The sequence below is a fragment of the Microtetraspora sp. NBRC 16547 genome, assembly GCF_030268965.1.
In the GTDB taxonomy this organism is placed as follows: domain Bacteria; phylum Actinomycetota; class Actinomycetes; order Streptosporangiales; family Streptosporangiaceae; genus Microtetraspora.
This window is the reverse complement of the sequence record NZ_BSSE01000042.1, coordinates 15,576-41,055: the sequence shown is the minus strand read 5'-3', so window position 1 is coordinate 41,055 and position 25,480 is coordinate 15,576. Positions and strand designations below refer to the sequence as shown.

23 protein-coding genes and 1 pseudogene are annotated in these 25,480 nt (G+C 66.2%); 5 read left to right on the top strand and 19 right to left on the bottom strand.

The window, feature by feature from the left end:
* Positions 1 to 150: 150 nt before the first annotated feature.
* The 4 genes from QSK17_RS33680 to QSK17_RS33665 form a co-directional block, all read right to left on the bottom strand.
* On the bottom strand, positions 151 to 846 hold the full coding sequence (locus QSK17_RS33680) for a metallophosphoesterase family protein (RefSeq protein ID WP_285710260.1): 696 nt from the start codon (positions 844 to 846) through the stop codon (positions 151 to 153).
* A gap of 34 nt (positions 847 to 880) precedes the next feature.
* Positions 881 to 1,717, bottom strand: a complete 837-nt coding sequence (locus QSK17_RS33675; RefSeq protein WP_285710257.1) for a crotonase/enoyl-CoA hydratase family protein — start codon at positions 1,715 to 1,717, stop codon at positions 881 to 883.
* Positions 1,718 to 1,781: 64 nt separating this feature from the next.
* A complete protein-coding gene (locus QSK17_RS33670) occupies positions 1,782 to 2,159 on the bottom strand; it encodes an SDR family oxidoreductase (protein WP_285710254.1) in 378 nt (125 codons plus the stop codon).
* Complete coding sequence (locus tag QSK17_RS33665) at positions 2,153 to 3,178, bottom strand: MBL fold metallo-hydrolase (protein WP_285710250.1); 1,026 nt, start codon at positions 3,176 to 3,178, stop codon at positions 2,153 to 2,155. The genes QSK17_RS33670 and QSK17_RS33665 overlap by 7 nt, the downstream gene beginning before the upstream one ends.
* Positions 3,179 to 3,371: 193 nt before the next feature.
* Here QSK17_RS33665 and QSK17_RS33660 point away from each other — a divergent pair, with 193 nt between their 5' ends.
* Positions 3,372 to 3,989 (top strand): TetR/AcrR family transcriptional regulator, encoded by a 618-nt coding sequence (locus tag QSK17_RS33660; protein ID WP_285710246.1) that lies wholly within the window; start codon positions 3,372 to 3,374, stop codon positions 3,987 to 3,989.
* 8 nt (positions 3,990 to 3,997) lie between these two features.
* Here QSK17_RS33660 and QSK17_RS33655 read toward each other — a convergent pair whose 3' ends face one another.
* The 12 genes from QSK17_RS33655 to QSK17_RS33600 form a co-directional block, all read right to left on the bottom strand.
* Positions 3,998 to 6,388, bottom strand: coding sequence for a CaiB/BaiF CoA-transferase family protein (locus QSK17_RS33655; RefSeq protein WP_285710244.1), 2,391 nt, complete (start codon positions 6,386 to 6,388; stop codon positions 3,998 to 4,000).
* Entirely contained in the window at positions 6,388 to 7,659 is a 1,272-nt protein-coding gene (locus QSK17_RS33650) for an acyl-CoA dehydrogenase family protein (RefSeq protein WP_285710243.1), read from the bottom strand. The genes QSK17_RS33655 and QSK17_RS33650 overlap by 1 nt, the downstream gene beginning before the upstream one ends.
* Positions 7,652 to 8,782 carry an acyl-CoA dehydrogenase family protein gene (locus QSK17_RS33645; RefSeq protein ID WP_285710241.1) on the bottom strand — a complete coding sequence of 377 codons (1,131 nt, stop codon included), beginning with the start codon at positions 8,780 to 8,782 and terminating at the stop codon, positions 7,652 to 7,654. Before QSK17_RS33645 ends, QSK17_RS33650 begins: the two co-directional genes overlap by 8 nt.
* Positions 8,779 to 9,651 carry an amidohydrolase family protein gene (locus QSK17_RS33640; protein WP_285710239.1) on the bottom strand — a complete coding sequence of 291 codons (873 nt, stop codon included), beginning with the start codon at positions 9,649 to 9,651 and terminating at the stop codon, positions 8,779 to 8,781. Before QSK17_RS33640 ends, QSK17_RS33645 begins: the two co-directional genes overlap by 4 nt.
* A 9-nt stretch (positions 9,652 to 9,660) precedes the next feature.
* The gene (locus tag QSK17_RS33635; protein ID WP_285710236.1) at positions 9,661 to 10,830 is read right to left on the bottom strand and encodes an amidohydrolase family protein; all 1,170 of its coding nucleotides are present in this window, start codon (positions 10,828 to 10,830) and stop codon (positions 9,661 to 9,663) included.
* A 110-nt stretch (positions 10,831 to 10,940) separates the two neighbouring features.
* Complete coding sequence (locus QSK17_RS33630) at positions 10,941 to 12,629, bottom strand: class I adenylate-forming enzyme family protein (protein ID WP_285710233.1); 1,689 nt, start codon at positions 12,627 to 12,629, stop codon at positions 10,941 to 10,943.
* 2 nt (positions 12,630 to 12,631) lie between these two features.
* A complete protein-coding gene (locus QSK17_RS33625) occupies positions 12,632 to 13,087 on the bottom strand; it encodes a hypothetical protein (protein ID WP_285710230.1) in 456 nt (151 codons plus the stop codon).
* Between the two features lie 10 nt (positions 13,088 to 13,097).
* Complete coding sequence (locus QSK17_RS33620; RefSeq protein WP_285710229.1) at positions 13,098 to 13,802, bottom strand: ABC transporter ATP-binding protein; 705 nt, start codon at positions 13,800 to 13,802, stop codon at positions 13,098 to 13,100.
* Positions 13,799 to 14,524: an ABC transporter ATP-binding protein gene (locus tag QSK17_RS33615; RefSeq protein WP_285710227.1), complete on the bottom strand. Its 726-nt coding sequence runs from the start codon at positions 14,522 to 14,524 to the stop codon at positions 13,799 to 13,801. The genes QSK17_RS33620 and QSK17_RS33615 overlap by 4 nt, the downstream gene beginning before the upstream one ends.
* The gene (locus QSK17_RS33610) at positions 14,521 to 16,722 is read right to left on the bottom strand and encodes a branched-chain amino acid ABC transporter permease (protein WP_285710225.1); all 2,202 of its coding nucleotides are present in this window, start codon (positions 16,720 to 16,722) and stop codon (positions 14,521 to 14,523) included. Before QSK17_RS33610 ends, QSK17_RS33615 begins: the two co-directional genes overlap by 4 nt.
* A 46-nt stretch (positions 16,723 to 16,768) precedes the next feature.
* Positions 16,769 to 18,157 carry an ABC transporter substrate-binding protein gene (locus QSK17_RS33605; protein WP_285710223.1) on the bottom strand — a complete coding sequence of 463 codons (1,389 nt, stop codon included), beginning with the start codon at positions 18,155 to 18,157 and terminating at the stop codon, positions 16,769 to 16,771.
* Between the two features lie 75 nt (positions 18,158 to 18,232).
* Positions 18,233 to 19,087, bottom strand: coding sequence for an enoyl-CoA hydratase/isomerase family protein (locus QSK17_RS33600; protein ID WP_285710220.1), 855 nt, complete (start codon positions 19,085 to 19,087; stop codon positions 18,233 to 18,235).
* 440 nt (positions 19,088 to 19,527) lie between these two features.
* On the opposite strand from QSK17_RS33600, the gene QSK17_RS33595 reads away from it, so the two are divergent.
* Positions 19,528 to 20,076 carry a DoxX family protein gene (locus tag QSK17_RS33595; protein WP_285710219.1) on the top strand — a complete coding sequence of 183 codons (549 nt, stop codon included), beginning with the start codon at positions 19,528 to 19,530 and terminating at the stop codon, positions 20,074 to 20,076.
* A 325-nt stretch (positions 20,077 to 20,401) separates the two neighbouring features.
* Here QSK17_RS33595 and QSK17_RS36350 read toward each other — a convergent pair whose 3' ends face one another.
* The gene (locus tag QSK17_RS36350) at positions 20,402 to 20,656 is read right to left on the bottom strand and encodes an integrase core domain-containing protein (protein ID WP_352231889.1); all 255 of its coding nucleotides are present in this window, start codon (positions 20,654 to 20,656) and stop codon (positions 20,402 to 20,404) included.
* An 827-nt stretch (positions 20,657 to 21,483) separates the two neighbouring features.
* Here QSK17_RS36350 and QSK17_RS33590 point away from each other — a divergent pair.
* Positions 21,484 to 21,609, top strand: a pseudogene (locus QSK17_RS33590) (hypothetical protein); the annotation flags it as partial.
* A gap of 370 nt (positions 21,610 to 21,979) precedes the next feature.
* Entirely contained in the window at positions 21,980 to 22,237 is a 258-nt protein-coding gene (locus QSK17_RS33585; RefSeq protein ID WP_285710265.1) for a hypothetical protein, read from the top strand.
* A gap of 182 nt (positions 22,238 to 22,419) precedes the next feature.
* On the opposite strand, the gene QSK17_RS33580 is transcribed toward QSK17_RS33585, so the two are convergent.
* On the bottom strand, positions 22,420 to 23,634 hold the full coding sequence (locus QSK17_RS33580) for an amidohydrolase family protein (protein ID WP_285710217.1): 1,215 nt from the start codon (positions 23,632 to 23,634) through the stop codon (positions 22,420 to 22,422).
* Positions 23,631 to 24,473 carry an amidohydrolase family protein gene (locus tag QSK17_RS33575; protein ID WP_285710214.1) on the bottom strand — a complete coding sequence of 281 codons (843 nt, stop codon included), beginning with the start codon at positions 24,471 to 24,473 and terminating at the stop codon, positions 23,631 to 23,633. Before QSK17_RS33575 ends, QSK17_RS33580 begins: the two co-directional genes overlap by 4 nt.
* 348 nt (positions 24,474 to 24,821) lie before the next feature.
* Here QSK17_RS33575 and QSK17_RS33570 point away from each other — a divergent pair, with 348 nt between their 5' ends.
* Positions 24,822 to 25,469 (top strand): TetR/AcrR family transcriptional regulator, encoded by a 648-nt coding sequence (locus tag QSK17_RS33570; protein WP_285710212.1) that lies wholly within the window; start codon positions 24,822 to 24,824, stop codon positions 25,467 to 25,469.
* The last annotated feature ends 11 nt before the right edge of the window (positions 25,470 to 25,480 follow it).

Sequence of the window (25,480 nt, the reverse complement as noted above, 5' to 3'; positions counted from 1 at the left end):
GGTGGTCCGCCCACCGGTGCCCCCGAGGCGGATGAGCCGGCATGAGCGGTTCGAGGAGGAGCCACTCCTCGTCGGTCAGGTCATGGCGATCTTGCACCATGACCTTGTACCGCACCACAACGAAGATTTACAAAACGGCTCCTAGTCTTCTCAGGCGCTCACTCGCAGCGCATGCCGCGCCAGGCTGGCGAGTTGCCCGGGAATCAGGCGGACCAGGACGCATCCTGGCATACCGCTACGGGAACGAGCTGTCGCTCCCGAATACGCGGGCAATGGTTCGGTCCGGAGGACCTCGTGCACATGCAGGTGTCCCAGTGCGACATAGTCCGCGTCGAGCGTGTCCAGGTCCTCGGGCACGATCGGTGAGGAGCGCCCCGACCCGGCCTCAGCACTCGGCACCGCTAGGCCGTGCCCAGCGACGATCAACCATCGCCCGTCCACCCGGGGCGGCGACAGCAGCGGCCTAAAGGCCGGCACGTGGTCCGTCATGGCGCGGCCCCACACGATCACATCGGTGCCGGGAACCTCGATCGCACGGCCGTCGGGCGCACCGAGGAACAGCACATTCGAACAGCGGGAGCGCAGGCCGAAACGGTGATACACCGAGTCGCCGTCAAGACGTCGTGGTTGCCGGGGAGTAGCACCACGGGCCGGCCGACCCGGGCGAACTGGAACGCGGTCCAGTCGAGCACATCGTCGCCGATCCGGCCAATGGTCGAAAGGATCGCCCGCGATCAGAACGAGGTCGACGTCGAGTTCGATCGCGGCATCGACCATGGCCTCGAAGGCACGTTGCGCGGGGCCGCCGTCCACGCGGTCGAGGTGGCAGTCGGAGGTGTGCAGCACCGTCGCCGGCCTGCACACCTCCGACGGCGCATCGTCAGGCGAACTTGCCATCGCGTTCGGCCACCGCTGCACGGAGGCCGTCGGTGCGCAGCCGCTCGTTGAACTCGAACGCCTCCGGCGCGTTGTGACCGAGGGTGTCGTGGATCGCCGCGAGCATCTGCATCGTCCCCCGGCCCATCAGCTCCACTGCCAGGTTGACGATCCGCTTGTTATGGACGAGCAGGTCGTGTCCGACGCACGAGACGCGGGTGGCGAGGGCGAGCGCGTGATCGTTCAGTTCCTCTGCGGGAACCGACTCGAGCACGAGGCCGACCTCGGCGGCCTTCTGGCCCGAAAGCGTGTCCCCGGTGAGGAGCAAGCGCTTCGTCCACTGGGGTCCGGCGTGGTAGACCCACATGTGCGTAGGCGGCCCGCCCTGCGACCGGACCGGCGGGAAGCCGAGCTTCGCGTCGTCGGCCGCGATGATCATGTCGCAATGCAGGGCCAGGTCGGTGCCGCCGGCCACGCAGTAGCCGTGGACCTGCGCGATCACCGGGATGCGCGAGTGCCAGAGCTTGCCCCACTTCTCCCCGAACGTCAGGCAGAGCGCGACGTCCTCCTCGATCGTCTCCGGGATCTTATAGTCGGCCCGCACCTGGGCAGACGGGCCGGGATTGAGGTCGTAGCCGGCGCAGAACGAGGGGCCCGCTCCTCGGATGAGAATCACTCGGATCGACTTGTCGTATTGCGCCTCCCGAACGGCGTCGAGCAGCTCGTCCTGCAGCTCCGGCGACAGGGCGTTGCGCCGCTCCGGGCGGTTCAGTGTGATGCGAAGGATGCCGTCGATGCGCTCGGTGAGGATTGTGCGGTACTTCTCCAAGACGTCGGTCATCGTTGTCCCGTTCTCGTAAGATATTTCCAGAATTAGAATCTAGATTTAGAAAAGCTAGTCGATCTCAGCCGGTCATGAGGTGCGCACCGCCGTTGACCGCGATCGTCTGACCGTTGATCCAGGCGCCTTCGTCGGACAGGAGCAGGGTCACCATCGCTGCGATGTCCACGGGCTCGCCCAGGCGGGGACTTCTGTGCAGAGCGAGGTAGGTCTGCAGCATCTTCTCGTCGGCGTTCATCTTGTCCGTGACCACGAATCCCAGCAGCACCGCGGTGGCACGGATGCCCCGCCTGCCCCACCGTCCGGAGATGTGCCGGGCCAGCGCGTGCAGGTCGCCGCAGCGCAGGACCCGGTCGCACCCGGCGAACACGTCGAGCACGGCTTGCGGAAGCGCCGGAGCCGCCTCCGGCACGTGGGTGTCCGCGATCAGTCCGATTAACACCGACCACCGTCGGCCAGTTCGTAGTAGCGCGGCCCGTCCGGGTCGGGACGGCTGCTGCGTATGCGACCGTTTTCAATCAGGTAGTTGAGGTGCGCGACGGTCTCGCCCAAGGCGATCCGGCGCGTCTGCCCTTCGATCGCGTCCCATCCACGCGACCAGCTGATCTCGGTAGTGACGAACCATGCCGTCGCACCTGGGCGCGCACGCAGGAGTGTTTCTATCTCGGCCAGTCTCGCCTCGTGGTGGCGGGTGAGTTCGACCGTGCGAGCGGCGAGCCCGCGGAACCGGTATTCGTGCGCGGGCAGCACCTCCGCGGAGTCGTAGGCCGCGACACGGTCCAACGAGGCGAGGTAGTCGCTGAGTGCGGACGACTTGTTGTGCGGCTGATCGAAGATCTGCGGGCTGATGCGCGGCAGGACGTGGTCGCCAGAGAGGAAGACATCGGCGTCGGCGTCGTACAGGCAGATGTGCCCGGGCGCGTGACCGGGGGTCCACACCACCCGCACATCGCGGCCTCGCAGGGGAAGCCTGTCCCCGTCCTCCAGCCGCCTGTCCGGAATTGGAGTCGGCTCGAAGGACGCGAAGAACTCCTCGTCGTGGACGATTTCGGTGACGATCGGATCCGGCACGCCGTTTTCGCGCAGAACCGCGACGTCGTTCGTTCGTCGCAGGTCCGGATCCCAGTCGCCTCGCGAATCGGACAGCGGCGCCTCCAGCGCGTGCATCGCGATCCAGGCCCCGGAGGCCCGGCGCAACCTCTCGGCCAGACCGTGGTGGTCAGGATGGGCGTGGGTGACGACGATACCCGCGATGTCACCAGCGCTGCGGCCCGTCTGACGAAGTCCCCACTGAAGCGCCGACCAACCATCGTCGGAGCACCAGCCTGGATCCACAATGACGGCTTGGTCGGCTGCTTCGAAGAGATAGCTCACGGTGTAGCGAAGTGGATGGTCCGGAATGGGCACCGGAATGGCCCAGAGGCCGGGTCGCAGTTCCTCGACCGTCGGATCGCTCCGCATCCACGCCTCCAACGAACTATAACTAGACTCTTACTCTTACTCTTGCACTCTAGATGAGAAACCCCCTGGCCGCGACCCGTTTCACGTGATGAGCGATCAACTTTTTAGTGCTAGATTCTGGTGTCAGAAGAAATGACTCATGTCGAGTCATTCGTGATCTTGGGAGGAAGTCCTGGTCGCCGAACTCAGCGCGGTGGCGCAGCCGGCGGAAGCACGCACGGCGTCGCAGCGCGCACGCCGTGAGCGGATCCTGGCCATGGCCGTTGAAATGCTCGATGAGCGGGAATACGAGCAGATCCAGATCCGGGAGGTCGCCGAGGCGTCTGAAGTCGCCCTGGCCACCCTGTATCGGTACTTCCCTTCGAAGGAACAACTGTATGCCCATGCGCTGATCGAGTGGGGTAAGCCCTTCGAGTCGAAGGTGCTGGCGCAGTCTCTTCGCGCGACCACGGACGCGGACAGACTGCGGGCCGTCCTCAAGCGAACGGCACGGGCGTACGCGCGTCACCCGTATTTCTATAAGCTGATCACGGTGCTCGAGGTCACCACGGATGTGGCCGCCCGTGAGGTTTTCGCCGGCTACGCGCGGTCGTTCACCAACATCGTCCAAGGACTCTTGCACGACACGGATCCGCGCGACGTGGCCCTCGTGGCCCTCGTCGCGCAGTCTGTGCTGGGTCAGCAACTGCGCGAGTGGTCGCTGGGCCGTCTCACGCTCCGCACCGTTCTGGACAACCTCGACGCGGCGGTCACGATCCTGTTCGGCAAGCCGCGGGTTCGCGGCCCGCAGAACGGCGAAGCCGGCCCGTAGCTGATCCTTCAGCTGGTCGGCGGGACCTTCGCCTGGAAGAGCACCGCGTCGGCCACTAGTTGCTTTACCTCCTGATCATCGAGCCAGAGCATGTCGAGAGCGATTTCGGTGGTGTGTTCGCCGAGCAGCGGCGCGGGGGTGAGGATCGGCGCCAGAAGACGGGGTGAGCGGAAGGCTCCGCCCTCGATAACGACAGAGCCGAAGTGCGGCTGGTCGTAGCGGACCGGGTAGCCGCGAGCGGACAGATGCGGATCATCGACGATGTCGCTCGGGTACATCACGTAGCCGGCTGGGACTCCGTGGGCCTGCAGGTCCGACATGACCTCCTGATCGGTGCGTGTGCTCGTCCACTCCTGAATGTGCCGGTCCACCTCCTCAGCCCGGGCGCGACGGCCGGCCTCCGTCCGGAGATCCTCCGTGGCCCACACCGGGTCGCCGAGCGCGGTCACCAGGTTCGCCCAGTCGGTGTCGTCCCGGACCGTGATCACGCACCACCGCTCCTGCCCCGCACAACGGTAGACGCCCCATGGCGCGCCTTCAGGCGAGGCATTGCCTGCCGGCCGTACGCTGCCCGGCTCCAGCGACTCGCGCAGGTACAGCTCGGCGAGCAGATTGATCCCTACTTCGGCCTGGACGAGATCGACGTGGCGGGCGGATCGAGAAGGGGACAGCAGGCACGCGACGACCGCCAGCGCGCCGAGGCGGCCCGCGACGTGGTCGGGGAAGGCGAGGTTGGTGCCGATCGGTTCCGGCAGGTCTGGGTAGCTCCAGAGGTAGGTCAGGCCGCCGGGTGGCTGGGTGTTCGCACCGTAGCCGCGCCACCCCCGCCACGGGCCGTACGGGCCCATCATCTGGCTGCTGAGCGTGATCAGCTCCGGGTTCGCACGACGCAGTTCGGCGAGGTCGATACCGAACCGATCAAGGGCGCCAGGCGCGAGGTTCTCCACCAATACGTCGGCCTCGGCGGCCAGGCGCTTGAGCAGGCCGACCCCGCGTGGGTCGGAGAGGTCCACACCGAAGCTGCGCTTGCACCGGTTCGTCGAGATGAACGTCGGGCCCATGCCCGACTCGCCGCCGAGCTGACGCAGCAGATCCGGATGGTTCGGCGACTCCACCCTGACGACGTCCGCGCCGTACTCCGCGAGCAGTCGCGCCGTCTCCGGTGCGGCCCCGGCGATCCCGAGATCGAGTACCCGGATACCTTGCAGTGGCCATGCCGTCGAGCCGGGCCCACTACAGGGCACACGGAAGTTGCGAGCCGGCGCCCGCCATTCACAGGTCGGCACGGAAGGCAGCTCACGGGCAGGCGCGCGGAAACCGGCGCGGGTTCCGTCGATGGTCCAGTAGCCGCTGGCATACCGGCCTTCGCCGATCCGGTCACCGACCGGTCCTCGGACGAAGGTGCCGAGTTCGTCGTACTGCACGGCGTTCAGCACGTCGGACGGTCGCAGGACCGGCGTGACGGGAATTCGCCTGCGCTGGCCCTCTTCGGATGCCTCGACCATGGTCAGGTCGGCGAACAGGCGGAGGAAATACGGTTTCAGCTCTTCCCATCGTGCGACCCGTGTGGACAGCGCGTCGAAGGCCGGGTCGTCGAGCTCGGGCGGGTCGCCCATCCACTCCCGAAGCCGTCGCCATTCGGCTGCGGCGAGCACCGCGGTGCGGACCCAGCCGTCCCTGCACGCGACGACGGGCTGAGCCTCACCACCCCCGCTGCGAACCTCACTGGACCGTTGACCGATCTCACGCGTGTGGACGGCGTTGGGCAGTGCCCAGTCCGTCGTCTGCTGCAGCGCCTCGATGATCGACACATCGAGGTGCTGGCCGGTACCCGTTCGGCGCCGGTCGTGGACGCCTATCAATGCCGCGAACGCCGCCATGACTCCGGAGATGTCATACGCCATCGAGGCCGGCGGAAGCACCGGCGGGCGATCGGTCGTGCCCGCCTTGTAGAGCATCCAGCCCATCCCGGCAAGGATCGCGTCGGTGCCGACGTAGCCGCTGTACGGTCCGGTCGCTCCGAAATCGGAGACCGAGACGACGGTCAGGTGCGGGTGGCTGTCATGCAGCGCCGCGACGGGAGAGGGCAACAGACCACCGGCCTCGGCGCCGCTCTCAAGGAGGATGTCTGTGCCCGCCAGCAGGCGGGCGACGCCCCGCCGGTCTTGATCGCTCGGTTCGCGCAGGCGGACGACACGTTTGTTCGCGTTCCTGACCGCCCATGCGAGGGACAGCGGGTCGATACGGTCCGGACCCGCGGACGCGTCGTCCACCACCTCGATCCGGATGACATCGGCGCCGAGGTCCGCCAGCAGCCGGGCCGCCAGCGTCGCGCGGGAATCGGACAGGTCCAGGACGCGCAGACCGTCCAACGGCATCGGCATGTCCACAGTTGCCATCAACCCACCTTGCCGGACCAGTTCATGGCTGCCCGGACGACCTCCCGGAACGGCCGCTCGCTGTCGAAGGACGGTTCGCGTGGGAGACCCAGGACGCGTTCTCCGATCGAGTTCCGCTGCATCTCGACCGTGCCGCCGGCGATCGCCATGAAACGACAGTTCAGCAGGTCTGTTGCCGCGTGGGCGCCAGGTGAGTCCCCGTGCTGCCAGGTGGATGCCCCGCCGTCCGCTATCTCGAGGGCGAGGTTGGCGCGGATCGGGTCGTAGACCCCGGACGCCAGCTTGCCGTATGAGGCAAGCGCACCTGCCTGGCGCGAGTCGCTGCGCATCAGCCCCACGAGACGCCGGGACAGGTGGTGGCGGACCACGTCGTCGACGTGAGCGGTGGTGATGAGCCGCCGAGCCTGGGGATCGTCCAGCCGACCCACCGCTGCGGCCAGCTCGCGCAGGTCGGGCGCGATGTCCCGCGGATCGGGCGAACTCATCGCCGCGGCCTCGCCACCGCCGCCTCGTTCGAACATCAACATGGTCTGGGCGACCGTCCAGCCGTTGTCGAGCTCCCCGATGATATCGGCGTCGGTCAGTTCGACGTCGTCAAAGAACTCCGTGCAGAACTCGGCATTGCCATTGATCTGTTTGATGCGCTGAACCGTTACGCCGGGTGCGTCGAGGGGCACCAAGAACCAGGTCAGGCCGCGGTGCTTGGGGACATCCCAGTTCGTCCGTACCAGGCACATGCCGTAGTTGGCGTAGTAGGCGCCGCTCGTCCAGATCTTGGATCCATTCAGCACCCAGCGGTCTCCGTCGCGGACGGCCTGCGTGCGTACGCCGGCGAGGTCCGACCCGGCCTCGGGGTCGGAGAAGAGTTGGACGATCAACTCCTCGCCGGAGAGGACCCGGGGAATGTGCGTTCTGAGCAGCTCCGGCGAGCCGTGGGCGAGGATGGTCCGTCCGCACACGCCCATGGTCGTGCCGCCGGCGATCCCGAGGTTGGGCATCACGAAGTGGGCCGCCTCCTGCTCGAAGGCCCGTTCGTAGGCTTTCGGCAGGCCCTGTCCGCCGTACTCCGCGGGCCATGAGATGCCCGCGTAGCCGGCGTCGTATACCTTGCGCTGGAGGGCCTGCTGCTCAGCCAACCGCTCCGGGGTGAAGTCATCATCCTCGGCGAAGGAGAACCGGGACTTGGCCGTCGGCCCCAGTGGCTCCATGTTCGCCTCAAGCCAGGCCCTTGCCCGTGCCCGGTAGTCCGCGAGCTTCTCCGCCTCAGACATGCGCTCTCCTGGATTCGGTGTCGGCGTGCTTCCAGAGCCGATCGCGGTGCCAGTTCGGACTCCCGAAAAGGTAGGCGTCCGACGCAAGGCGCCGTAGAAACAGATGCTGGTCGTGCTCCCATGTGAAGCCGATGCCACCGAAGACCTGGAAGCAGTTGTGCGCGGCTTCGATCGACCGCTCGCTGACGAACGCCTTGGCCACGCTGGCCAACGCGTCCCCGTCCGCCGCGCCACGACCGACGGCATCGGCGGCGGCCGCGACGATTCCCTTGGCCATCTCCACGATGAGGCTCGTGTCCGCCAGCCGGTGCTTCACCGCCTGGAAGGAGCCGATCGGCCGACCGAACGCGATGCGAGTCTTCGCGTACTCCACCGCGAGCCTCAGATCGCTGTCCATCGCACCGACCGCCTCGGCGGCGGCCAGAACCGCGGCGATAGAGAACTGCCGATCCACGAGGTCCTGGGACGAACCCGCAGGGGTCAGCAGGTTCGCGACCGGCACGGTGACGTCGTCGAGATGCACGTCAAAGAAGCGATGGGTCACGTCCAGCCGCTCCAGCGGCACGAGCTTCGCCCCGTCCGCCGCCAGCGGGATCAGGATCTGGTTGCCGTCCTGCGCGAGGGTCATCAGCAGCCACTCGCACTCGTCCGCGTCCTGCACCGCCGCGACGGTGCCGGACAGCACCCACTCCTGCTCGTGACGCCGTACGGACAGCGAGCCCGCGTCGACCACCGTCCAGGACGCGGCGGCATCGCCGGCGATAAGCGAAGTGAGCACGTCGGCCTGGTGCGCGTTGGCGCCTGCCACCGTAAGGGCGTGGACGACCACACTGGTGGCGACGAACGGTCCCGGCTGCAACCGAGCGCCCCGCTCCGCGGCGATCAGGGCGGCATCGACGACGCCGTTGCCCGACACGCTGCCACCTCCGAGCTCCTCCGTGCTGAGCAGGCCATAGCAGCCGACGTCGGCGAGCGTGCGACGCAGACCTGGGTCGCTCGGGGCCGAACCGTCGGCGCGGTCGCGCACCCCGGTCAGGGGACAGCCGGCTTCGGTGAGCCGGACGACCGCGTCGAGCATCAGGCGCTGGTTCTCATCCAGCTTCGGAAATAGACGAACACTCATGACATCACCGGTTGTGCATCGAGGCCGCGCGAGCCGGGCGGATTCTCCAGGCGGTCGAAGAAGAACCGCTGCGCGTTGCCGTACAGATAGTTGTCCAGGACCTCAGGCGGGAGGTCGAGCCGCTCGGCCTCCCCGACCGTGCGCGTGATGGACAGGACGGGGGCATCGGAAGCGAAGATGATCTTCGTCTTGCCACGGGTCCGCATATAGTGCAGCAAGGACTCGGGAAGGTACTTCGGCGCCCACGCCGACGTCATCAGGTGCAGGTTCGGATATTTGACCATGAGACGGATGGCGACCTCCCACCAGGGGTCGGCTCCGTGGATCATGCACAGCTTCAGCTCCGGGAAGCGGACCATGACCCGGTCGTAGTAGATCGGGTTCTGCGCCTCCCCCGCAATCGGCGGCCCGGGCAGCCCGGCGTTCATGCACAGCGGCAGATCCAGCTCGCAGCATTTGACGTACAGCGGGTAGTAGACGGCGTCGTCCGGACGGTATCGGCCGTCGCCCCAGAATGCGGGGCCGGCCGCCGCGGCGACGACCGGATAGTCGGACACGAAGGACGCGAGCTGCCGGAGCGCCCGCATCGGGTGCAGCAGGTCGAGGCCTCCCGCCGTCAGGGCGAAGCGGTCCGGCCGGGCCTCGACGAACTCGATGGCCGAACTGTTCCGGTCGTTGACATTGCCGGTGATGATCGCCCGTTCGACGCCGTTCGCGTCCATCTCGTCGAGGACTTGCGACAGTTCCCACTTGCCGAAGATGGCATCGTCCTGCTTGAAGTATTCGTTCTTGACCCGGTGCATCCACGTCGGCTGTTCGCTGTCGCCGAAATGGACGTTGATCAGGCAGTCGTGTGCGCGTTTCGCCATCTTGGTGACCTACAGCTCCGGCTCGACGCCGAGGTAGGTGATCACATTGTCGCGCATCACCTTGCGGACGTCGGCATCCGAGAAGTCCGTCAGGTCCTTGGTGAAGCTGACGGGGTCAGCCAGGCCCTCCCCATGCGGCCAGTCCGAACCGAACAGGATCTTGTCCACCCCGATGGTCTCGGCAAGCTTGGTCAGGTCCTCCTCGTAGTACGGCGAGACCCAGACATGGTTGCGCAGGACCTCCAACGGGTCCTCCGGGAACCAAGCCGGGTACTGGTTGGCCCGCTTGCGGAGGCGCTTGGCGAGAATCCCGACCCAGTCCGAGCCGTTCTCAATGCTGGCGACGCGCAGCGTCGGGTGGCGGTGGAACACGCCGTGCGTGATCATCGACGCCATGGTGTCATAGATCGCCCGGTCGTCGACGAGGATCTGGTCGAGTGGATCGACCTTGCCGAACGGCTCGAACTCCGAGGCGCCGCCCCACGCCGCGGAATATGTCAGGTAGCCGCTGTCGCCCAGGTGGAACGCCACGGGCACGCCCGCTTCGGCGATCGCGGCCCAGACCGGGTCGTTGGCGGGGTGGCCGAAGGACCGCGGCCCGTCGACCGACGGAATCGGTGCCGGACGCATGTGGATGAGCATGGCGCCCCGTTCGAGCAGTGACTGCAGTTCCACGAGGGCCGCATCGGGATCGGCCAGGGAAAGCAGTGGCGCCGCGAAGATGCGGTTCTGGTGCGAGAAGCCCCAGTCCTCCTCGAGCCAGCGGTTGAAGGCGCCGATGCAGTGCATAGTGGCCTCGGGGTCGTGTCTCAGGGCCTGCTCGACACCGACGGCCTGGGTCGGGAACATCAGCACCGCGGCCAGGCCCTGCTCGTCCATGACCTCGATGCGGCTGTCGCGATTCTGGTACTCGGGGTGAATGGGTTCCACCTGCGCCCGTCCCGCTGGCGCCTCGCCACGGAACATCAACTCGACCGACCCGGGAACGATCACGGGGTCGAAGGTCGGGTTGGGAATGAAGTGATTCACCTTGTCGGCCACCAGGACGTACGCCCGCTTGCCGTCTCGCAGAACCCGGACGCCACGGCGGGCCATCTTCTTGTCCTGGTAGCGGGTGAAGGCATCGAGCGCTTCGTAGTAGTGGTTGTCCGCGTCGAACGGCTTGTAGTCGAGTTTCACGTCGTCCTCTGTCTCTGTCGTGCGCCACTGTCGTAGCCCTGCCACGACACTATCTAGAATCTAGTTCTTGTCAACGAGTCAAGGGCGCCGCACTGCCTGTCCGGTCGCGGCTAGGCGAGCACGCCCTTCTCGACCTGCAGGCGCAACTCCCGCTTGACGAGCTTGCCGCTCGCGGTCCGCGGCAGCGGCCTCTGGATGATGTGCCAACGGGTGGGCACCTTGTAGCGGGCAAGTCGCTCGCTACACCAAGCCGTCAGCTCGTCCCTCGTCACCATGTCTCCGACCGACAAGACGGCACACACAGCGTCTCCGGTGATGTCGTCGTTGACGGCGAACACCGCCGCCTCGACGACCCGAGGGTGGGACTCGAGAACGTACTCCACCTCGGTCGGCGACACGTTCTCGGCACTCACGAGGATCATGTCCCTGGCTCGCGAGTCGATGTAGAGCAGGCCGTCCTCGAACCGGGCGATGTCCCCCATCGCGAGCCAACGACCCGGCTTGATCGCTGGGGCCGTGGCCTCGGGATCGTTCCAGTAGCCGAGCATGATGTAGGGACTCCGTACATGGACCTCGCCGTACTGCCCCGCCGGCACCGGCCGTCCGTCGACGTCACGAAGTTCCACTTGGGTGGTGAAGGTGATGCGCCCGGTTGACTGGGGGTGCTGGGCGAACTCGGGTCCGGAGATGGTCGCGATGACCGCTCCGCCCTCGGTGCTCGTGTAGCCCATGCCGAGCAGGGCGGAGGCGCTCGGGAAGGCACGGCGCAGGCCGTCCTGTACTGCCGGGCTCACCGGCGCGCCGCCGACCCCGAGGATCCGCAGACTGCTGGTGTCGTACCGCTCTATCGCCGGACAGTTCGCCACTCGCGTCGCAGCACTGCCGAGGGGCGACCACGACGTCACCCGTTCCCGCTCGATAGTCGCCAGGACCCGCTCGGGATCAAAGCGACCTGGGACGAGCACGAGTTCGGCTCCCTTCGCCAGCAGGGCCATTATCCCGCCCTGCACCATCGTCATGTGGAACAGTGGGGCGGTCGTCAGCGTGACGTCGTCGCTCGGGGGCAGCTCGTCGCCCACCTTTGGGATGGGCGCGCCGAACAGGACCATCCCCCGCACTTCGGCGAACTGGTTGAGCTGGACGAACCCGCAGGCGCTCCGGTGCGAGATAATGACCGCCTTCGATCGCCCCGTCGTACCACTGGTGAAGATCAGCAGAGCGGGGTCGTCCTCGTCCACTGGCACCGTCTCCGGACGCTCGCCGGCGTGGAGCGCCACGATCCCCGGAAATTCGACCATGTCGAGTAGCGGCGTATCGAGGCCGGAGGAGCGCGCTCCCTCGAGCCGTCGGGCGTCGCCGATGACCAGCCGCGGCGTGGTCAGGTTCACCGCGTGGATGTACTCGTCCCGGGTCCACAGGCTGTTGAATGCGGCCGGAATGGCGCCGGCGCTGGCAACGGCCCAGAACGAGACGACCCATTCCCACCGGTTGGCGGCGTAGATGGCGACTCGGTCGCCTGGCTGGATTCCGTAGTCGCGTCGCAGCGCGGAGGCGAGAGCGTCAACTTGGGCCAGGGTGGTCGCGTAGTCGAGCCGCACGTCGCCGTCGACGAGGTACGTGCGGGTTCCAAAGCGGCGCGAAGCACCGAGGAACTCGCGTAGAGAGCGATGCCTGTTCTTGAACACCCGCATGCGCTGACCGAGGACCTCCTCCTCTGTGACCTCGAACAACATGCCAGGGGCCGTGATCTTCGCGGCGAGCTCGCTGAGCCTCTCCGGGGGCGTGCCGGCGAAATCCATCCTCACGCTCCGATCTGGTGGTTGTCCGAACCCGACGCGGGGTGCCGCTGCTCGTAGATGATCCGCAGCAGCCAGTAGCGCATGAACCTCGTCATCGAGTTCCGCGCATAGATGACCGATCCGAGGACGCCGAGCCCGAGCCCGAACAGGGCGAGGACGAGCATCTCCATCTGGTCGCGGATGTCGCTCAAGGCCTGGGTCTGCACGAAGCAGACCAGGATGACGACCAGTCCGGCCACGGCGCCGACTAGGCCGACAGTGGCGAACCGGCTATCCAGCGGGCCGCTGTTGTTGCTGATCTTGAGTCGGGAAAGTTCGGCCTCGAACGCTTCACGCCCGGCGGTGGACATGATGCTGCCGTCGCCTGGTGAAGGGTCCGTGCTGGGAGATTGTGCGGTGGGGACGTTCACGACGGGAGCCGTTGTCCGGGCGGTCAGTGGCTGCTTGGCGCTGGTCATGTTTCCTCCGTTAGAGGCTTGCCGCTAGGTAGAGCCCGGCGAGATCTTCTGCGAGGTCGTCGGGGTGTCCGCTCCGGACGACGGTTCCGTTCTGCATGACGACCGCCACGTCGGCGATGCCAAGCACGTCGTGGATGAACTGCTCGACGAGCACGATCGACACGCCCTGCGTCGCGATGGCGCGAACGTGCTCGTACAACTGCTCGACGACCAGCGGTGCCAGGCCCATCGACAACTCGTCGACAACCAGCAGTGCCGGCCGTCGGGCGATCGCTCGGGAGAGCGCGAGCATCTGCTGCTCGCCTCCCGACATGGTTCCGGCGAGTTGCTTGCGCCGCTCGTACAGGCGCGGGAAGGCGTCGAAGATCTGTACGCGTGCCTCCCGTCCTTCGGCCCCCCAGGCCGAAAGCTTCAGGTGTTCCTCAACGCTCAGTCGAGGGAAGATGCCGCGACCCTCGGGTACGACACAAACCCCGGCTCGGGAGAGCTGATCAGCTGACGCGCTGGTGACATCCCGGCCGCAGAGTTCGACTCTGCCGTTCGTCGGCGTGAGCAGCCCGGCTATGACCTTGACCGTCGAGGTCTTGCCGGCTCCGTTGGGACCCAGCACGGTGAGGACCTGGCCTGCCTGCAGAGTCAGGTCGATACCGTGCAGGACTTCGATCTGTCCGTAGGCTGCGCTGACACCGCGCAGTTCCAGAAGTGGTGCGGTCATCGGCGAACTCCGAGGTAGGCCTCTTGCACGGCCGGCATCTCCTGGATCTCCGTGGGTGTCCCCTGCGCCACCAACCGGCCATGGTCGAGCATGGCGACGCGGTCACTCAGCCCCATGACGAACGGCATGTCATGCTCGACCAGCACGATGGTGAGCCCGTCGGCCTCCACCAGTTCGCGGAGCAGAGATGAGATGCGGTCGGTGTCGAAGTTCGACAGGCCCGAGGACGCCTCGTCGAGCAAGAGCAGTTTCGGCCCTGCGGCCAGCGCCCGTGCCAGCTCCACGAGTCGCTGCGTGCCGGTCGGTAGTGCGTCTACCGTCGATGCGGCGACATCGGTCAGTCGGATGCGTTCGAGCAACTCGTCCGCAACTACGCGCGGTGAGACGCCCCGCTCCCACCGGCGGCGTGCGTCGGCCGCCACGAGAATGTTCTCTCGCACCGTGAGGGTGCCGAACACCTCGAGACGCTGGAAGGTGCGTGCCAGCCCGCGGCGTGCGCGATGGTGCGGTGGCATGGAGGTCACGTCACGGCCGGCCAGCGCGATCCGCCCGATCGTCGGGGCCTGGATGCCCGCGATGACATTGAACAGCGTGGTCTTGCCTGCGCCGTTCGGGCCGATGATGCCCATGATGATCCCTTCCGGAACCGAGAGCGACACCTCGCTGACAGCGGCCAGACCGCCGAAGCGCACCGTGACGTTGTCGACGTCCAGCAGCGTCATCGCAACACCTTCTCCAGGTTCGAAACCCCCAGTCGCCGGTCCAGCGCACGGGCAGTGATCTTGGTCAGGGGGTCGGTGATGCCGACGGCTGCGCCGTCCGCACCGCTGGCTGCCGGGTCTCCGTGCACGCCACCCGCAGTGGCTCGGCGGCGGCGTTCGGAGATCAACGACCCGAGCACATCCGCGACCAGGTACAGCAGGATCGCCAGCAGGAAGCCCACGGCACCCGGCAGGTTGAACCGGACACCTATGAAGCCACCAGCGAACAGGGCACCCACCCGCAGAACTGTGGCCAGCGGGTGGTACTTGGCATGCTCGACGATCTGAACGATCTGACCCCGCGGGGCGCTCACGAGTGCGAGCGCGGCCAGGCCCGGGCCGGCGAGTTCGAGCGCGTTGGTCCAGCCACCCTCGGCCCAGTCGTGGGTAATGATCACCAAGGCCGCCATGGTCAGTCCGGCGATGATCGGCGCGGAGGTCATCCCGACCCCCCAGATCGCCAGTGTGAGGATGAGCGCGAGGCCGGCCACCATCGGGAACTGCTCCTGGCTGGCGAACCGTTGGCTCAGCGCGAGCAGGCCACCCCCGATCCCGGAGGCGATCCCGGCGACGGCGAAGACCGCGGCCTTCGTCTCCAGCAGGCTGATGCCGAGGCAGGACGCCGCCGCCTCGCTGTCTCGCATGGCGACGACCTGGCGCCCGAAGCGGGACGTGCGCAGCCAGGTCAGGGCCAAGGCGATCACTGCGTAGATCACGGTGGTGAACAGGGCGAAGGCCTGCGGTGAATCCAACTCGAGGCCGACGATCGAGGGCCGGTCGAGCTGGCGGTACTGCCCGAAGATCTCCGGTTGGAGGAACACGAGGTTCGTCATCACCAGCGCAAAGGCGATCGAGCTGAGCGCCATGTACAGGCCTCGGAGTCGGAGCGCGGGCAATGAGGCGATGATGCCGACGATGCCCGTGATCGCTCCGGCGACGACCAGGGCCAGGACTCCGGGCATGTATTCCTGGAACCTCCAGGTGGCCCATGCCCCCACTCCAGCCAGCGCATATGGGGCAAAGAACGGGATTCCCGCCCAACCGAGGAGGGGCACGAGACCGAGCAGGATGACGCCGACGACGATGCCGGATGTGAGTCTGCTGGCGTTTACATCCGACAGCAGCGGTGCGGCCACGGCCGCGGCGCCGACAAGGACGAACGCGGCGACAAGGGCGCTGCGCCAGCTGGGTTGGTTTTCCATCTTGAACGTACGGACGACGCGTCCGAGGTTGATCTTCTGCTGCGGTAATAGCAGCAGTGCGACGAACAACAGTAGAGCCGGGAGGACGGTCGGCAGCTTCGACCAGCGTTGTCCGAGGTCGAGGAATGTCGTGGAGAACGTGACGACAAGACCGACCATGAGCGCCCCGACGTATGTCATCGGCAGGTTGCGCAGCCGGCCGATGACGGCGGCGGCGAACGAGTCGATGATCAGTAGCGACAGTGTCTCAGCGCTCATATTGCCGATTTCCGGCGCGATGAGAATTCCCGCCAGGGCCGCACACATGCACCCGATGATCCACGAGATCGACGACACTCTGCCGGGCTTCACGCCGTGCATGGCAGCCAGGTCAGGGTCATCGACCACCGCTCGCATGGTGACCCCGAGCCGGGTATGCAGCATCAGGTGGCGCAGTGCGATCGCCACCACGATGGCGACCCCAATGGTGATGATGCGGTGCCAGGTGAGCAGGACCCCGGCGATGCGGACACCGCCATCGCCGCCGAACGGTGCGATGGGGTATGAGCGGTTGGGATCCCAGATCCAGGTCGCAATCCCTAGCAGGGCGGCCATCAGGCCGACGGTGCCGATCAGTTGGGTCGCCAGAGGGGCCCTTGCGAGCCGGCGCATGAGGAACCGGTCGAGGATCAGTCCCATGGCCGGTGCGATGACGAACAGAACGAGGATCAGGGCCAGCGAACGTGGCATCTCTTGGTTGACGGACAGCTCCCAGAACAGGAACGCGCACATCATGCCGATCGCACCTTGTGCGAGGTTGAAAATTCCGGTCGTCGAGTGGATCACGACCAGGCCGGTGGCGCTGATGGCGTAGATCCCTGCGATCGGCAACGCGAACAGCACGACTCGCAGCACATTCTCGGTGGTGATCGGTGTACCCGCCCACGCAGGGGCGAGTACACCGACCACCGCGCCCACGCAGATGAAGGCGACAACCGTACGGCGGACCCGTTGCGACATTGCGTCAGCCCTTGAAGGCCGTGGCCACGTCGATGTTGATCGTGTCGTAGCCCTCGCACTGCATCGTGCCGGGCTTCTCAGGGAAGACCCGCTTGAAGCTGCCGTCGTCCTGAACCTGGACGATCACGATGCACTCGGCCGGGAGCTTTGCCGAGGGCGTCGACCTGCTGACCATTCCGCGGTTGTCGAAGTCCTTGACGGATGCCAGTGCCTTGAGCAGGCTCGCGCGAGTGAGGCCGTTCGGACCGCTGGCCTTCACGGTGTCCTCTACCGCCTGCTGGAACAGGCGGGCCGCCGCCCAGGCACCCTGGGCGAAGGAGTTCACCTCCTTGACCCGCCCGGTGAATTCCTTGACCTCGACGTTCTGGTCGGCCTCCTCGTACGGAATGTTGCTCACCTGCACGTAGGTGCCGGCCGCGACCTTGCCGGCTGCCTTGGTGTACCCCGGGTCGTAGCAGGAGCCCTGGCAGTACCACATCTTCGGCTTGGCACCCTGCACGGCTGCCTCCTTCTGCATGAGCAGGAAGCTCGGCCATGTCGCCGCACCGTAGCCGAACGTCGACTTCTTGTCGCGCATCGTCGTGGCAGCGGGCGTGTAGGCCGACTGCGGATCTCTGCCGTTCGCACCGGCTTCGATATCCGCAGCCAGGTTGTACTTCTGCTCCAGGTTCCGAATCTGCGAGATCACGGCCTGCGAATACGCCGCAGCCGTGGTGGGAACGAGGTACAGACCGTGCGCATCAGCGCCGAGCTGTTGTGTGAGGAAGGTCCCGACAGCCTTGGACACCTCCACGTCGCGCACTCCGGCTACCGGCGGGCACGGCACGCCGCTCCCGTACAAGGGGAAACTGGTGGGGTTGCAGGTGTGGACGGGCAGGATGGTCAGCCCGGGGACCTCCGGCAGACCGGTCTTCGCCCCGCCCTTATCCGCACAGTCGGTCAACGGTGTGGCGTCCGCGACCGACAGTGCGGTGGTCCCGACCGCGGCAAACGTGTTCTGACAGGCGTCGACGTAGCCGTTGCGCGCCTCATCCGGCGAGAGCTTGGAGTCGTATGTGCGGACCTCGACCTTCCGGCAGGCCAAGCCACCCTGCTCGTTGAGCATGTCGGCCCAGGCCTTGACCGCTTCGACGGCGCCGTTCGCGAGGCCAGGGACGGCCGTTGACCCGGTGTCACCGATCATCTCGACGGTGATCTCGTCGGCGGTGATACCAACATCGGTCGCTTCCAAGGTGCTGCCCGAACAGGCGCCGTTGGACGGGCTCGAGGCGACATCTGACGAACTCAGGGCGCCGAGATTGGCGCCATCGTCCCCTCGTTCCCCACTGCCGCACGCTGTGGGCAGCAGGGCGAGCGCGGCTGTTGCCACCGCCACAATGGGCTGCTTACGCATTCGTCTGGCCTCCAGGACGGTTAGGTCGTGCTGATGTGGATACGTGCACTTCGGTGAACTGCGATCCGTGAAAGTTCATGCGCCTGTGAAGTTCGGCTGCCGACGCTCGACGAAGGCGAGGACGCCTTCATGCATGTCGCTGGTGGTGAACGCGATGTGCTGTGCCCGCGCCTCCTCCTCGAGGGCCTGCTCGAAGGTAAGTGCGCCGTTGTCGTCGATCAGCCGCTTGATCAGGCTCAGCGCCGTGGTGGGTCCGGCAGCGAGCCGACGGCCCATGTCGGTGGCGACCTTTAGCAAGTCGTCCACGGGGACGACCTCGTTCACGAGACCCCACGCCAGTGCCTGCTCGGCACCCACCATGTCGCCCAGCATCGTCATCTGCTTCGCACGGCGGACGCCGATGTTCCGCGGCAACGTCCAGGAACTGCCTCCGTCCAGGGCAAGGCCACGCTTGACGAAGATCTCGCAGAATCGGGCACGGTCGCTCGCGACGATGAGGTCGCAGGCGAGCGCGAGACCGAGCGAGACCCCGATGGCCACGCCGTCGACCGCCGCAATAGTCGGTTTCGGCATTCGGTGCAGGCGGTTGATGAGCAGGTTGACGTTGCGCATCTCGTGCAGGGTCGACTGCTGGCGGCGTCCGGTGAGGCCAGTCCTCTCCTCGCCCGCGTCCTCGTTCAGGCCACCGGAAAGGTCGGCACCCGAGGAGAAGTTTCCGCCAGCTCCCGTGATCAAGAGCGCACGGTCATCCGGGTTGTGGGTCACCTCGGTCAGGATCAGGTCCAAGTCCTGCCAGTTCTCCGCGTTGAGCGCGTTCTTCACCGCCGGGCGGTTGAAGGTGACGGTCACCAGCCCGTCGGATCGCTCCACGAGGGTGAAGTCCGACAGGCCCGGGATGCGCCCCGTCGGCGGCTCGGTCGTCGATGTCATCCGGTCTCCTATCTGAGGGCCGGCGCCTAGCACAGCCCCTCAGCGCTCTACGGACGGATTGATGAGTGTGTGGCTGGTCACGTTGGCGGCATACGCTAAACGAAGAATCTGATTCTCGTCAATGCCGTCGCAGCGAGTGCAGCCAGCCAGCACGAGAGGGCTTTACTTAAAACAAAAAGCAGAATATGATTCTTGTTCGTGGCCGGGTGTCAGTCCATCCGCCATCGACGAGGACGCCAATGACCGTGAAGGGTCGACTCGAGGACAAGGCCATCACCATGTGGGCCGTGCGACCGGGATGGTCGGAGAACCGCGCTTCAGCTCGCCCGGAGAGGGTGTCCGGGTGATCATCGGCGACATCAACCTCGACGGGGTGAACGGCGGACTCGCCTTCAGTTGACCGATGCCGGCCGATCCACCGACAAAGGAGCAAAGTGGGCGTGGAGCATTCGATCGACCTTTCGCTGCTGGTGCTTCGCATGGGGCTGGGGGTGGTCTTCATCGCCCACGGCTACAACCACGTCTTCGGTGGCGGCAAGATCGCTGGTACCGGGCGCTGGTTCGAGAGCCTGGGGATGAGGCCCGGAATCCTGCATGCCTGGTTCGCCAGCCTTACCGAGTTGGGCGCCGGTGCGCTGCTCATCTTGGGGCTGGCCACTCCCCTGGCCTGCGCCGGCGTGGTCGGAACCATGGTGGTCGCCTGGATCACCAACCATCTCAAGAACGGGTTCTTCATCTTCCGGCCCGGTGAGGGCTACGAATACGTCATGACCCTGACCGTCATGGCGGTCGGGCTGGCCGGCACCGGCGCCGGCAGGTGGTCGATCGACCATCAGGTCGAATGGTTCCAGCCCGGTGGTTGGTGGGGTCTGGCCATCGCAGTCGTCTTCGGAGGCATCGGGTCGCTCGGCCTGCTGGCCGCGTTCTGGCGTCCGCGCAAGCCGCCGGCCGCACAGCCCGCCCACGGTGATCGCCATCCAGAGTCGTGACGCCACACCCCATATCCATCCGTTCCGCTCTGGAGTCGACGCGTGATCACCACCCGCGTCCCCGGACGCCTTCGATCAGCCGTACATCGACCTTGAGAAGCCGGACGTCGCCACCGACGGCGGCTCGGTCGCCTACGGTGAGTTCGCTCGCCGGCCGGGCCCGGCGCGTTGCCGGGCTATCTCGCGGCCGCGGTCTTGCCGCCGGGGATGTCGCCACGGTCTGGGAGCACTCGACGGAGATCCTCGAGATCGAATGGACATGTCCCGCTACCTGTGGAGTGCGAAAGCCCGGATGCGGGCTCTGGTCTGCGGTTATCCGCTCCGTCTATGCGGCCCGCCGGTACTGGTTGATCACGCCGTCGAGTATCTGTCGGCGCTGCAGGCGGATCTGATCGAGATTAGCCGGGGCATGTGGTGGTTGAGGTGGTTGACGGTCTGGTGAGCGATGGGGACGGTGCCGGTTGTAATGCCGTTCGTATACCTGCAGGACCCGGTGGAGATGGCGGTCGTTGTAGACCAAGAGGCGGTTGGTACATTCCCTTCGAACGGTGCCGACCCAAGGCTCGGCCGAGGTGTTCACCTCACTCGGCGCCCGCGTCAAGACGTGGAGAATTTGGCGTCGCGGTCGCGAATGCGGAATCTGATGCGCTCGGCCTGCTCTCCCCGGTCCGTGAGAAGGTTGTGCGCCTGTCGAGCGATCCAGGTTCCGGGTCGGATGCGCCGTGACGCCCACAACGTGGACGGCGCGGGTGACGTACTTGATGAAGAACAGAACGTACAGCCACTTGAGGAAGACCGTATCCACGTGAAGCAGATCGCACGCCCAGATGCCCTCGGCCTGAGCTTTGGGAACTGGCCCCAACTCGGGCCGTCCCGCCGAAGCTCCGGATCCAGTCCTGCTCGTGTGAGGTGGCACGTACGGTACTGGGCGGCACCGTGATACCGGCACCGGCCAGTTCGCCGCCGATGCACGGATAGCCCCATGTGGGATTTTCCCGTGCCAGGCGCACCACCGCCTCCCGGACGTCCGCGCGAGTAGAGGGACGCCCCGGGCGCTTGGACGAGTAGGTCCACCGGCGCGTCACCAGGGCACAGTGCCCAGCGCAGCAACGTCGCTGGGGGTGAGAAGAAGACATTCCACGACGAGCGAGGGAGCAGCCGTGACAGGGCCGCGAGCACGCCCCGATCCCCCAGCTGGAGATCGGGGCGGTTCACCTGGCGGCACAGTACGGCGACCTTTGGCGAAGCACCACGATCTCGATCGCCTTGGCCCGATCGCCGCGGCCCAGCAGGACCAGGACCTGAAAGACACGCCGAGGATGAAGTAGAGGGAGGACCACAACACCGTCAGTAGGATGCCCGAGACCTCATCATGCTCGGGCCGCGAACCCCCGCGGCAAGTCGCCCGTCTGGTTCGACGACGACGCGCATCCGGACAAGGTGGCCCGGCGCATCGCGTGGGGCAAGTTCATGAACGCCGGCCAGACTTGTGTCGCCCCCGACTACGTCATGACCACCCCCGAGCGGGTCTAACCGCTCACTTCGGCGCTCAAGCGAGCCGTGACCGACATGCTTGGACCGGATCCCGCACAGAGTCCCGACTACGGGCGGATCGTCAACGTGCACCATCACGCCCGGCTGACCTCGTATCTGGAAGGGGCGGATGCCGCGTTCGGCGGCGAGACCGACGCTGCGACGCGGTACCTGGCGCCCGCCGTCGTGCACATGCCTACCCATCCTCGGACTGTACGCCCGAGTCTCTCTTGATGACGGAGGAGATCTTCGAGCCGATGCTGCAGTGCCGACGGCGGCGCACGAAGCAGCGATCGACCACGTCAACGCGCACGAGAAGCCGTTGGCCCTGTACGTCTTCTCGGCCTCGTGAACCACCCGAGAGGCATTCATCGAGCGCACCTCCTCCGGAGGTGTGGGCATCGACGTACCGATGCTGCAGGCTGGCAGCGAAGTCCTCCCCTTCGGCGGCGTCGGGGCGAGCGGAATAGGGCGTTACCACAGCCGCTATTCCTTCGAGACCTTCAGCCACCTGAAGCCGGTGGTGCGACGACCCCATGCGCTGGACACGCTGGGCTTCGCGCAGCCACCCTTCACGCCGGCCAAGCAGCGGATCGCGGCACGCTCCGCCGACACAAGCGCCGACTGATCTGAGCAGGGTCCGCTCGGATCCCGGGTGGCGTCCTCGCGAACCGCGCACAGTTGCTTCGGAGCCGGCCGCAGCCGGAGAAGCCGCTCCATGAAGCGCGGGCGCTGGCCAAGACCGACGGTCTTGGCCAGCGCGCGGGCCATGCACGGGAGCCGGACGACGACGGCACTCAGGTGCCTTGGTCAGTGGTCGATGCCGAGCAGATTCACGACGTTCGTGCGCATGACCTGGTCGATCTCGGACTCGGTGAAGCCCTTGAGCTCGTGCACGAAGTCCGTCGGGTTGGCCAGGCCTTCGCCGTGCGGCCAGTCCGAGCCGAATAGGACGCGATCGGCGCCGACCGTGTCGGCGAGCTTGCGGATGTCCTCCTCATAGTAGGGGGCGACCCACAGGTGCTTGCGGATCGTGTCCGCCGGGTCCTCGGCGAACACCCGCGGGGTCTGGTTGGCCTGCTTGCGCAGCCGCTTGATCAGCAGGTACACCCAGTCCGAGCCGTTCTCGATGCTGGCGACGCGCAGCTTCGGGTGGCGGGTGAAGACGCCCTCGATGATCAGGCTGGCCAGCGTGTCGTGGATGGCGCGGTCGGCGACGATGACCTGGCCGAGCGGGCTCGGGTTGCGGAACGGGACGAACCGCTCAGGTCCGCCCCAGAACGCGGTGAACCTGTTGTAGCCGCTGTCGCTGAGGTGGAAGCCGACCGGGATGTCGTGCTCTTCCAGCTTGGCCCACACCTTGTCGTAGTCCGGGTGCCCGAATGAGCGGGACTGACCACGCCCCATCGGCACGGGCGCCGGACGCACCGAAACGATCCGCACGTTCCGTGTGACCAGCCGGTCGATCTCCTTGACGGCCTCGTCGGGGTCGGCGAAGGAGAGCATCGGGGCGGCCATGATGCGGTCCTTGTAGGAGTAGCCCCAGTCCTCGTCGAGCCACGTGTTGAACGCGGTGATGCTCGCCATCGTCGCGCCGACGTCGTCGTGGAGGGCTTCCTCCACGCCGCAGGCGAGGGTCGGGAACAGCAGCACGCCCGACAACCCCTGCTGGTCGATCATCTCCAGCCGCAGGTCGCGGTTCTGGTAGGCGGGGTTGAGCGGCTCGACCTTCATGAGGCTGCGCGGGTCGACGCCTTCGGGGATCTGGCCCCGGAACAGCAGGTCCTGGCAGCCCGGGACGATGACGGGGTCGAACGTCGGGTTCGGCACGAACTCGAAGAGCCGGCCACCGGCGAGCAACTGGGTGTGCGTGCCCTGCTTGACGACCTGGATGCCGCGGTGCTTGAAGGCCGGGTCGAGGTGTCGGATGAAGGCGTCGATCTTCTCGTAGTAGTGGTTGTCGCAGTCGAAGGGCAGCGCGTACTTGCCCTTGGCGACCTGCTGTTCCGAAGCGGTGATGGTCATCGGTCTTCACCTCCGTTGAAGAAGAAGCGCTCGGCGTTGCCGTACAGGTAGTTGTCGAGCACCTCGGGGTCGAGATCGAGCTGAGCAGCTTCAGTGATGGTGCGAGTCATGGACAGCACCGGGGAGTCCGAAGCGAAAATGATCTTTTTCTTGCCGCGTGTCCGCATGTAGTGCAGAAGTGACTCGGGCAGGTACTTCGGCGACCACGCCGAGGTCATCAAGTGCAGGTTCCTGTACTTGATCATCAGTCGGATCGCCAGCTCCCACCAGGGATCGGCCCCGTGCATCATGACGAGCTTCAGCTCCGGGAAGCGCTGGCACACCCGGTCGAGGTGGATCGGGTTCTGTGGCTCGCCCGGCAGGGGCGGACCCGGCAGACCGGTGTTCAGGGTGACAGGCAGCTCCAGCTCACACGCCTTGGTGTAGAGCGGGTAGTAGACGGCGTCGCTCGGTGGGTAGTTGCCGTCTCCCCAGAAGCTCGGGCCGACCGACACGTAGGAGACGGGAGCGTTGGCCACAGTCTCGGTGAGGATCTTCAGGCTGCGCATGGGACGCAGCAGGTCGAGTCCGCCGACGCCGAGCGAGAAGCGCTCCGGCGCCTTGTCCACGAACTCGCGGGCTTCGGGGGCGTCGGTCCGCAGATCGGTCATGAGGATCGCCCGCCGGACGCCGAGCCGGTCCATCTCATCGACGATCTGGTCGTAGTCGGCGTCCGCGAGGAACGACTGTCCGCCCTTGAAGTAGTCCTCCTTCACCCGCACGAGCCAATCGGGCGGGTCGTCGCCGGTCACCATGCTCACGTTGACCAGGCAGTCGATCGCCCTGTTCACCACCGTCATATGCGTTCTCCTCTGGTCTCGGCCCGCCCCGCCGATCGTCGGCTGGCGCGGATCTGGAGAGGGGGTCCCAGGGGTGGGGCCACCGGCATGTCATCCACCGGCGGCGGTTGCGCCCCGATGGGACAGTAAGGCACAATCTGTTCAATTGTCCAATCATCCAAGAGGGGCTCCGCAAGGCCGGCACCGGCGACGCGCGCCCCGGAGCCACTACCGGACTTCTCCCGGACCCGAAGCCCACCGGCCGGGCCGACGACAAGTTCTTCATGAATTGATCGCGATAGAATGGCACGGATCCGGCCGATTTACCTGGCCAACCGAAAGCGGTTCATAGAAAGAAGGGCCAGGAATATGTCCAATCAATTCAACGGCCTGCGAAGAGCAGCCGATCCGCTGCGACCCGCGGCCCATGCCACGGGAAACAGCAACTTCGACAAGGCCACCGAGGAACGCATCCTCGAAACCGCCGGAGAACTACTCAAGAGGCTCGGCAGGGACAAGGTGAGCATGTCCGACGTCGCACGCACCGCCAGCGTCGCACGCGGCACCCTGTACCGGTACTTCGAGTCGCGCGAAGTTCTCCTCGAAGCCCTGTCAAAAAGAAACGCAGACCATTTCTTCGAAGACCTCTCACGCGCTTTCAAAGCGCATGACCTCCTCTCGGGCCAGCTGGGCGAATTCTCCGAGAGAATCATGCTGTCGATCCAGCCGAGTTCCGACGTCCCGTCGTCGAACAACCACATCGCCATGCTGCACATGCTGGAGACGCAGAGCGATCATGCCCTGCTCCGCACCGCAAAGTTCCTGCGGCCGTACCTGGAGGCGGCCCGCGACCGAGGTGAGGTCCGCGAGGACATCGACGTCGTCGACGCAAGTGAATGGCTGGCCCGCATCCTCCTTTCCTTCACCGTTTTCCAAGCATCCGTCTCAGATAGAACCGATACTCCCCGATCCGTCAGCCTGTTCGTTCAGCGTTACGCGATCGACGGCCTGGCCTGAGTGGACATCGT

Bases quoted from the DNA above. Each gene is read 5' to 3' on its own strand.
- QSK17_RS33605 (WP_285710223.1), bottom strand. From the start codon at position 18,157: ATGCGTAAGCAGCCCATTGTGGCGGTGGCAACAGCCGCGCTCGCCCTG.
- QSK17_RS33650 (WP_285710243.1), bottom strand. From the start codon at position 7,659: ATGTCTGAGGCGGAGAAGCTCGCGGACTACCGGGCACGGGCAAGGGCC.
- QSK17_RS33645 (WP_285710241.1), bottom strand. From the start codon at position 8,782: ATGAGTGTTCGTCTATTTCCGAAGCTGGATGAGAACCAGCGCCTGATG.
- QSK17_RS33655 (WP_285710244.1), bottom strand. From the start codon at position 6,388: ATGGCAACTGTGGACATGCCGATGCCGTTGGACGGTCTGCGCGTCCTG.
- QSK17_RS33640 (WP_285710239.1), bottom strand. From the start codon at position 9,651: ATGGCGAAACGCGCACACGACTGCCTGATCAACGTCCATTTCGGCGAC.
- QSK17_RS33580 (WP_285710217.1), bottom strand. From the start codon at position 23,634: ATGACCATCACCGCTTCGGAACAGCAGGTCGCCAAGGGCAAGTACGCG.
- QSK17_RS33575 (WP_285710214.1), bottom strand. From the start codon at position 24,473: ATGACGGTGGTGAACAGGGCGATCGACTGCCTGGTCAACGTGAGCATG.
- QSK17_RS33615 (WP_285710227.1), bottom strand. From the start codon at position 14,524: ATGACGCTGCTGGACGTCGACAACGTCACGGTGCGCTTCGGCGGTCTG.
- QSK17_RS33620 (WP_285710229.1), bottom strand. From the start codon at position 13,802: ATGACCGCACCACTTCTGGAACTGCGCGGTGTCAGCGCAGCCTACGGA.
- QSK17_RS33570 (WP_285710212.1), top strand. From the start codon at position 24,822: ATGTCCAATCAATTCAACGGCCTGCGAAGAGCAGCCGATCCGCTGCGA.
- QSK17_RS33625 (WP_285710230.1), bottom strand. From the start codon at position 13,087: ATGACCAGCGCCAAGCAGCCACTGACCGCCCGGACAACGGCTCCCGTC.
- QSK17_RS33600 (WP_285710220.1), bottom strand. From the start codon at position 19,087: ATGACATCGACGACCGAGCCGCCGACGGGGCGCATCCCGGGCCTGTCG.
- QSK17_RS33675 (WP_285710257.1), bottom strand. From the start codon at position 1,717: ATGACCGACGTCTTGGAGAAGTACCGCACAATCCTCACCGAGCGCATC.
- QSK17_RS33630 (WP_285710233.1), bottom strand. From the start codon at position 12,629: ATGGATTTCGCCGGCACGCCCCCGGAGAGGCTCAGCGAGCTCGCCGCG.
- QSK17_RS33665 (WP_285710250.1), bottom strand. From the start codon at position 3,178: ATGCGGAGCGATCCGACGGTCGAGGAACTGCGACCCGGCCTCTGGGCC.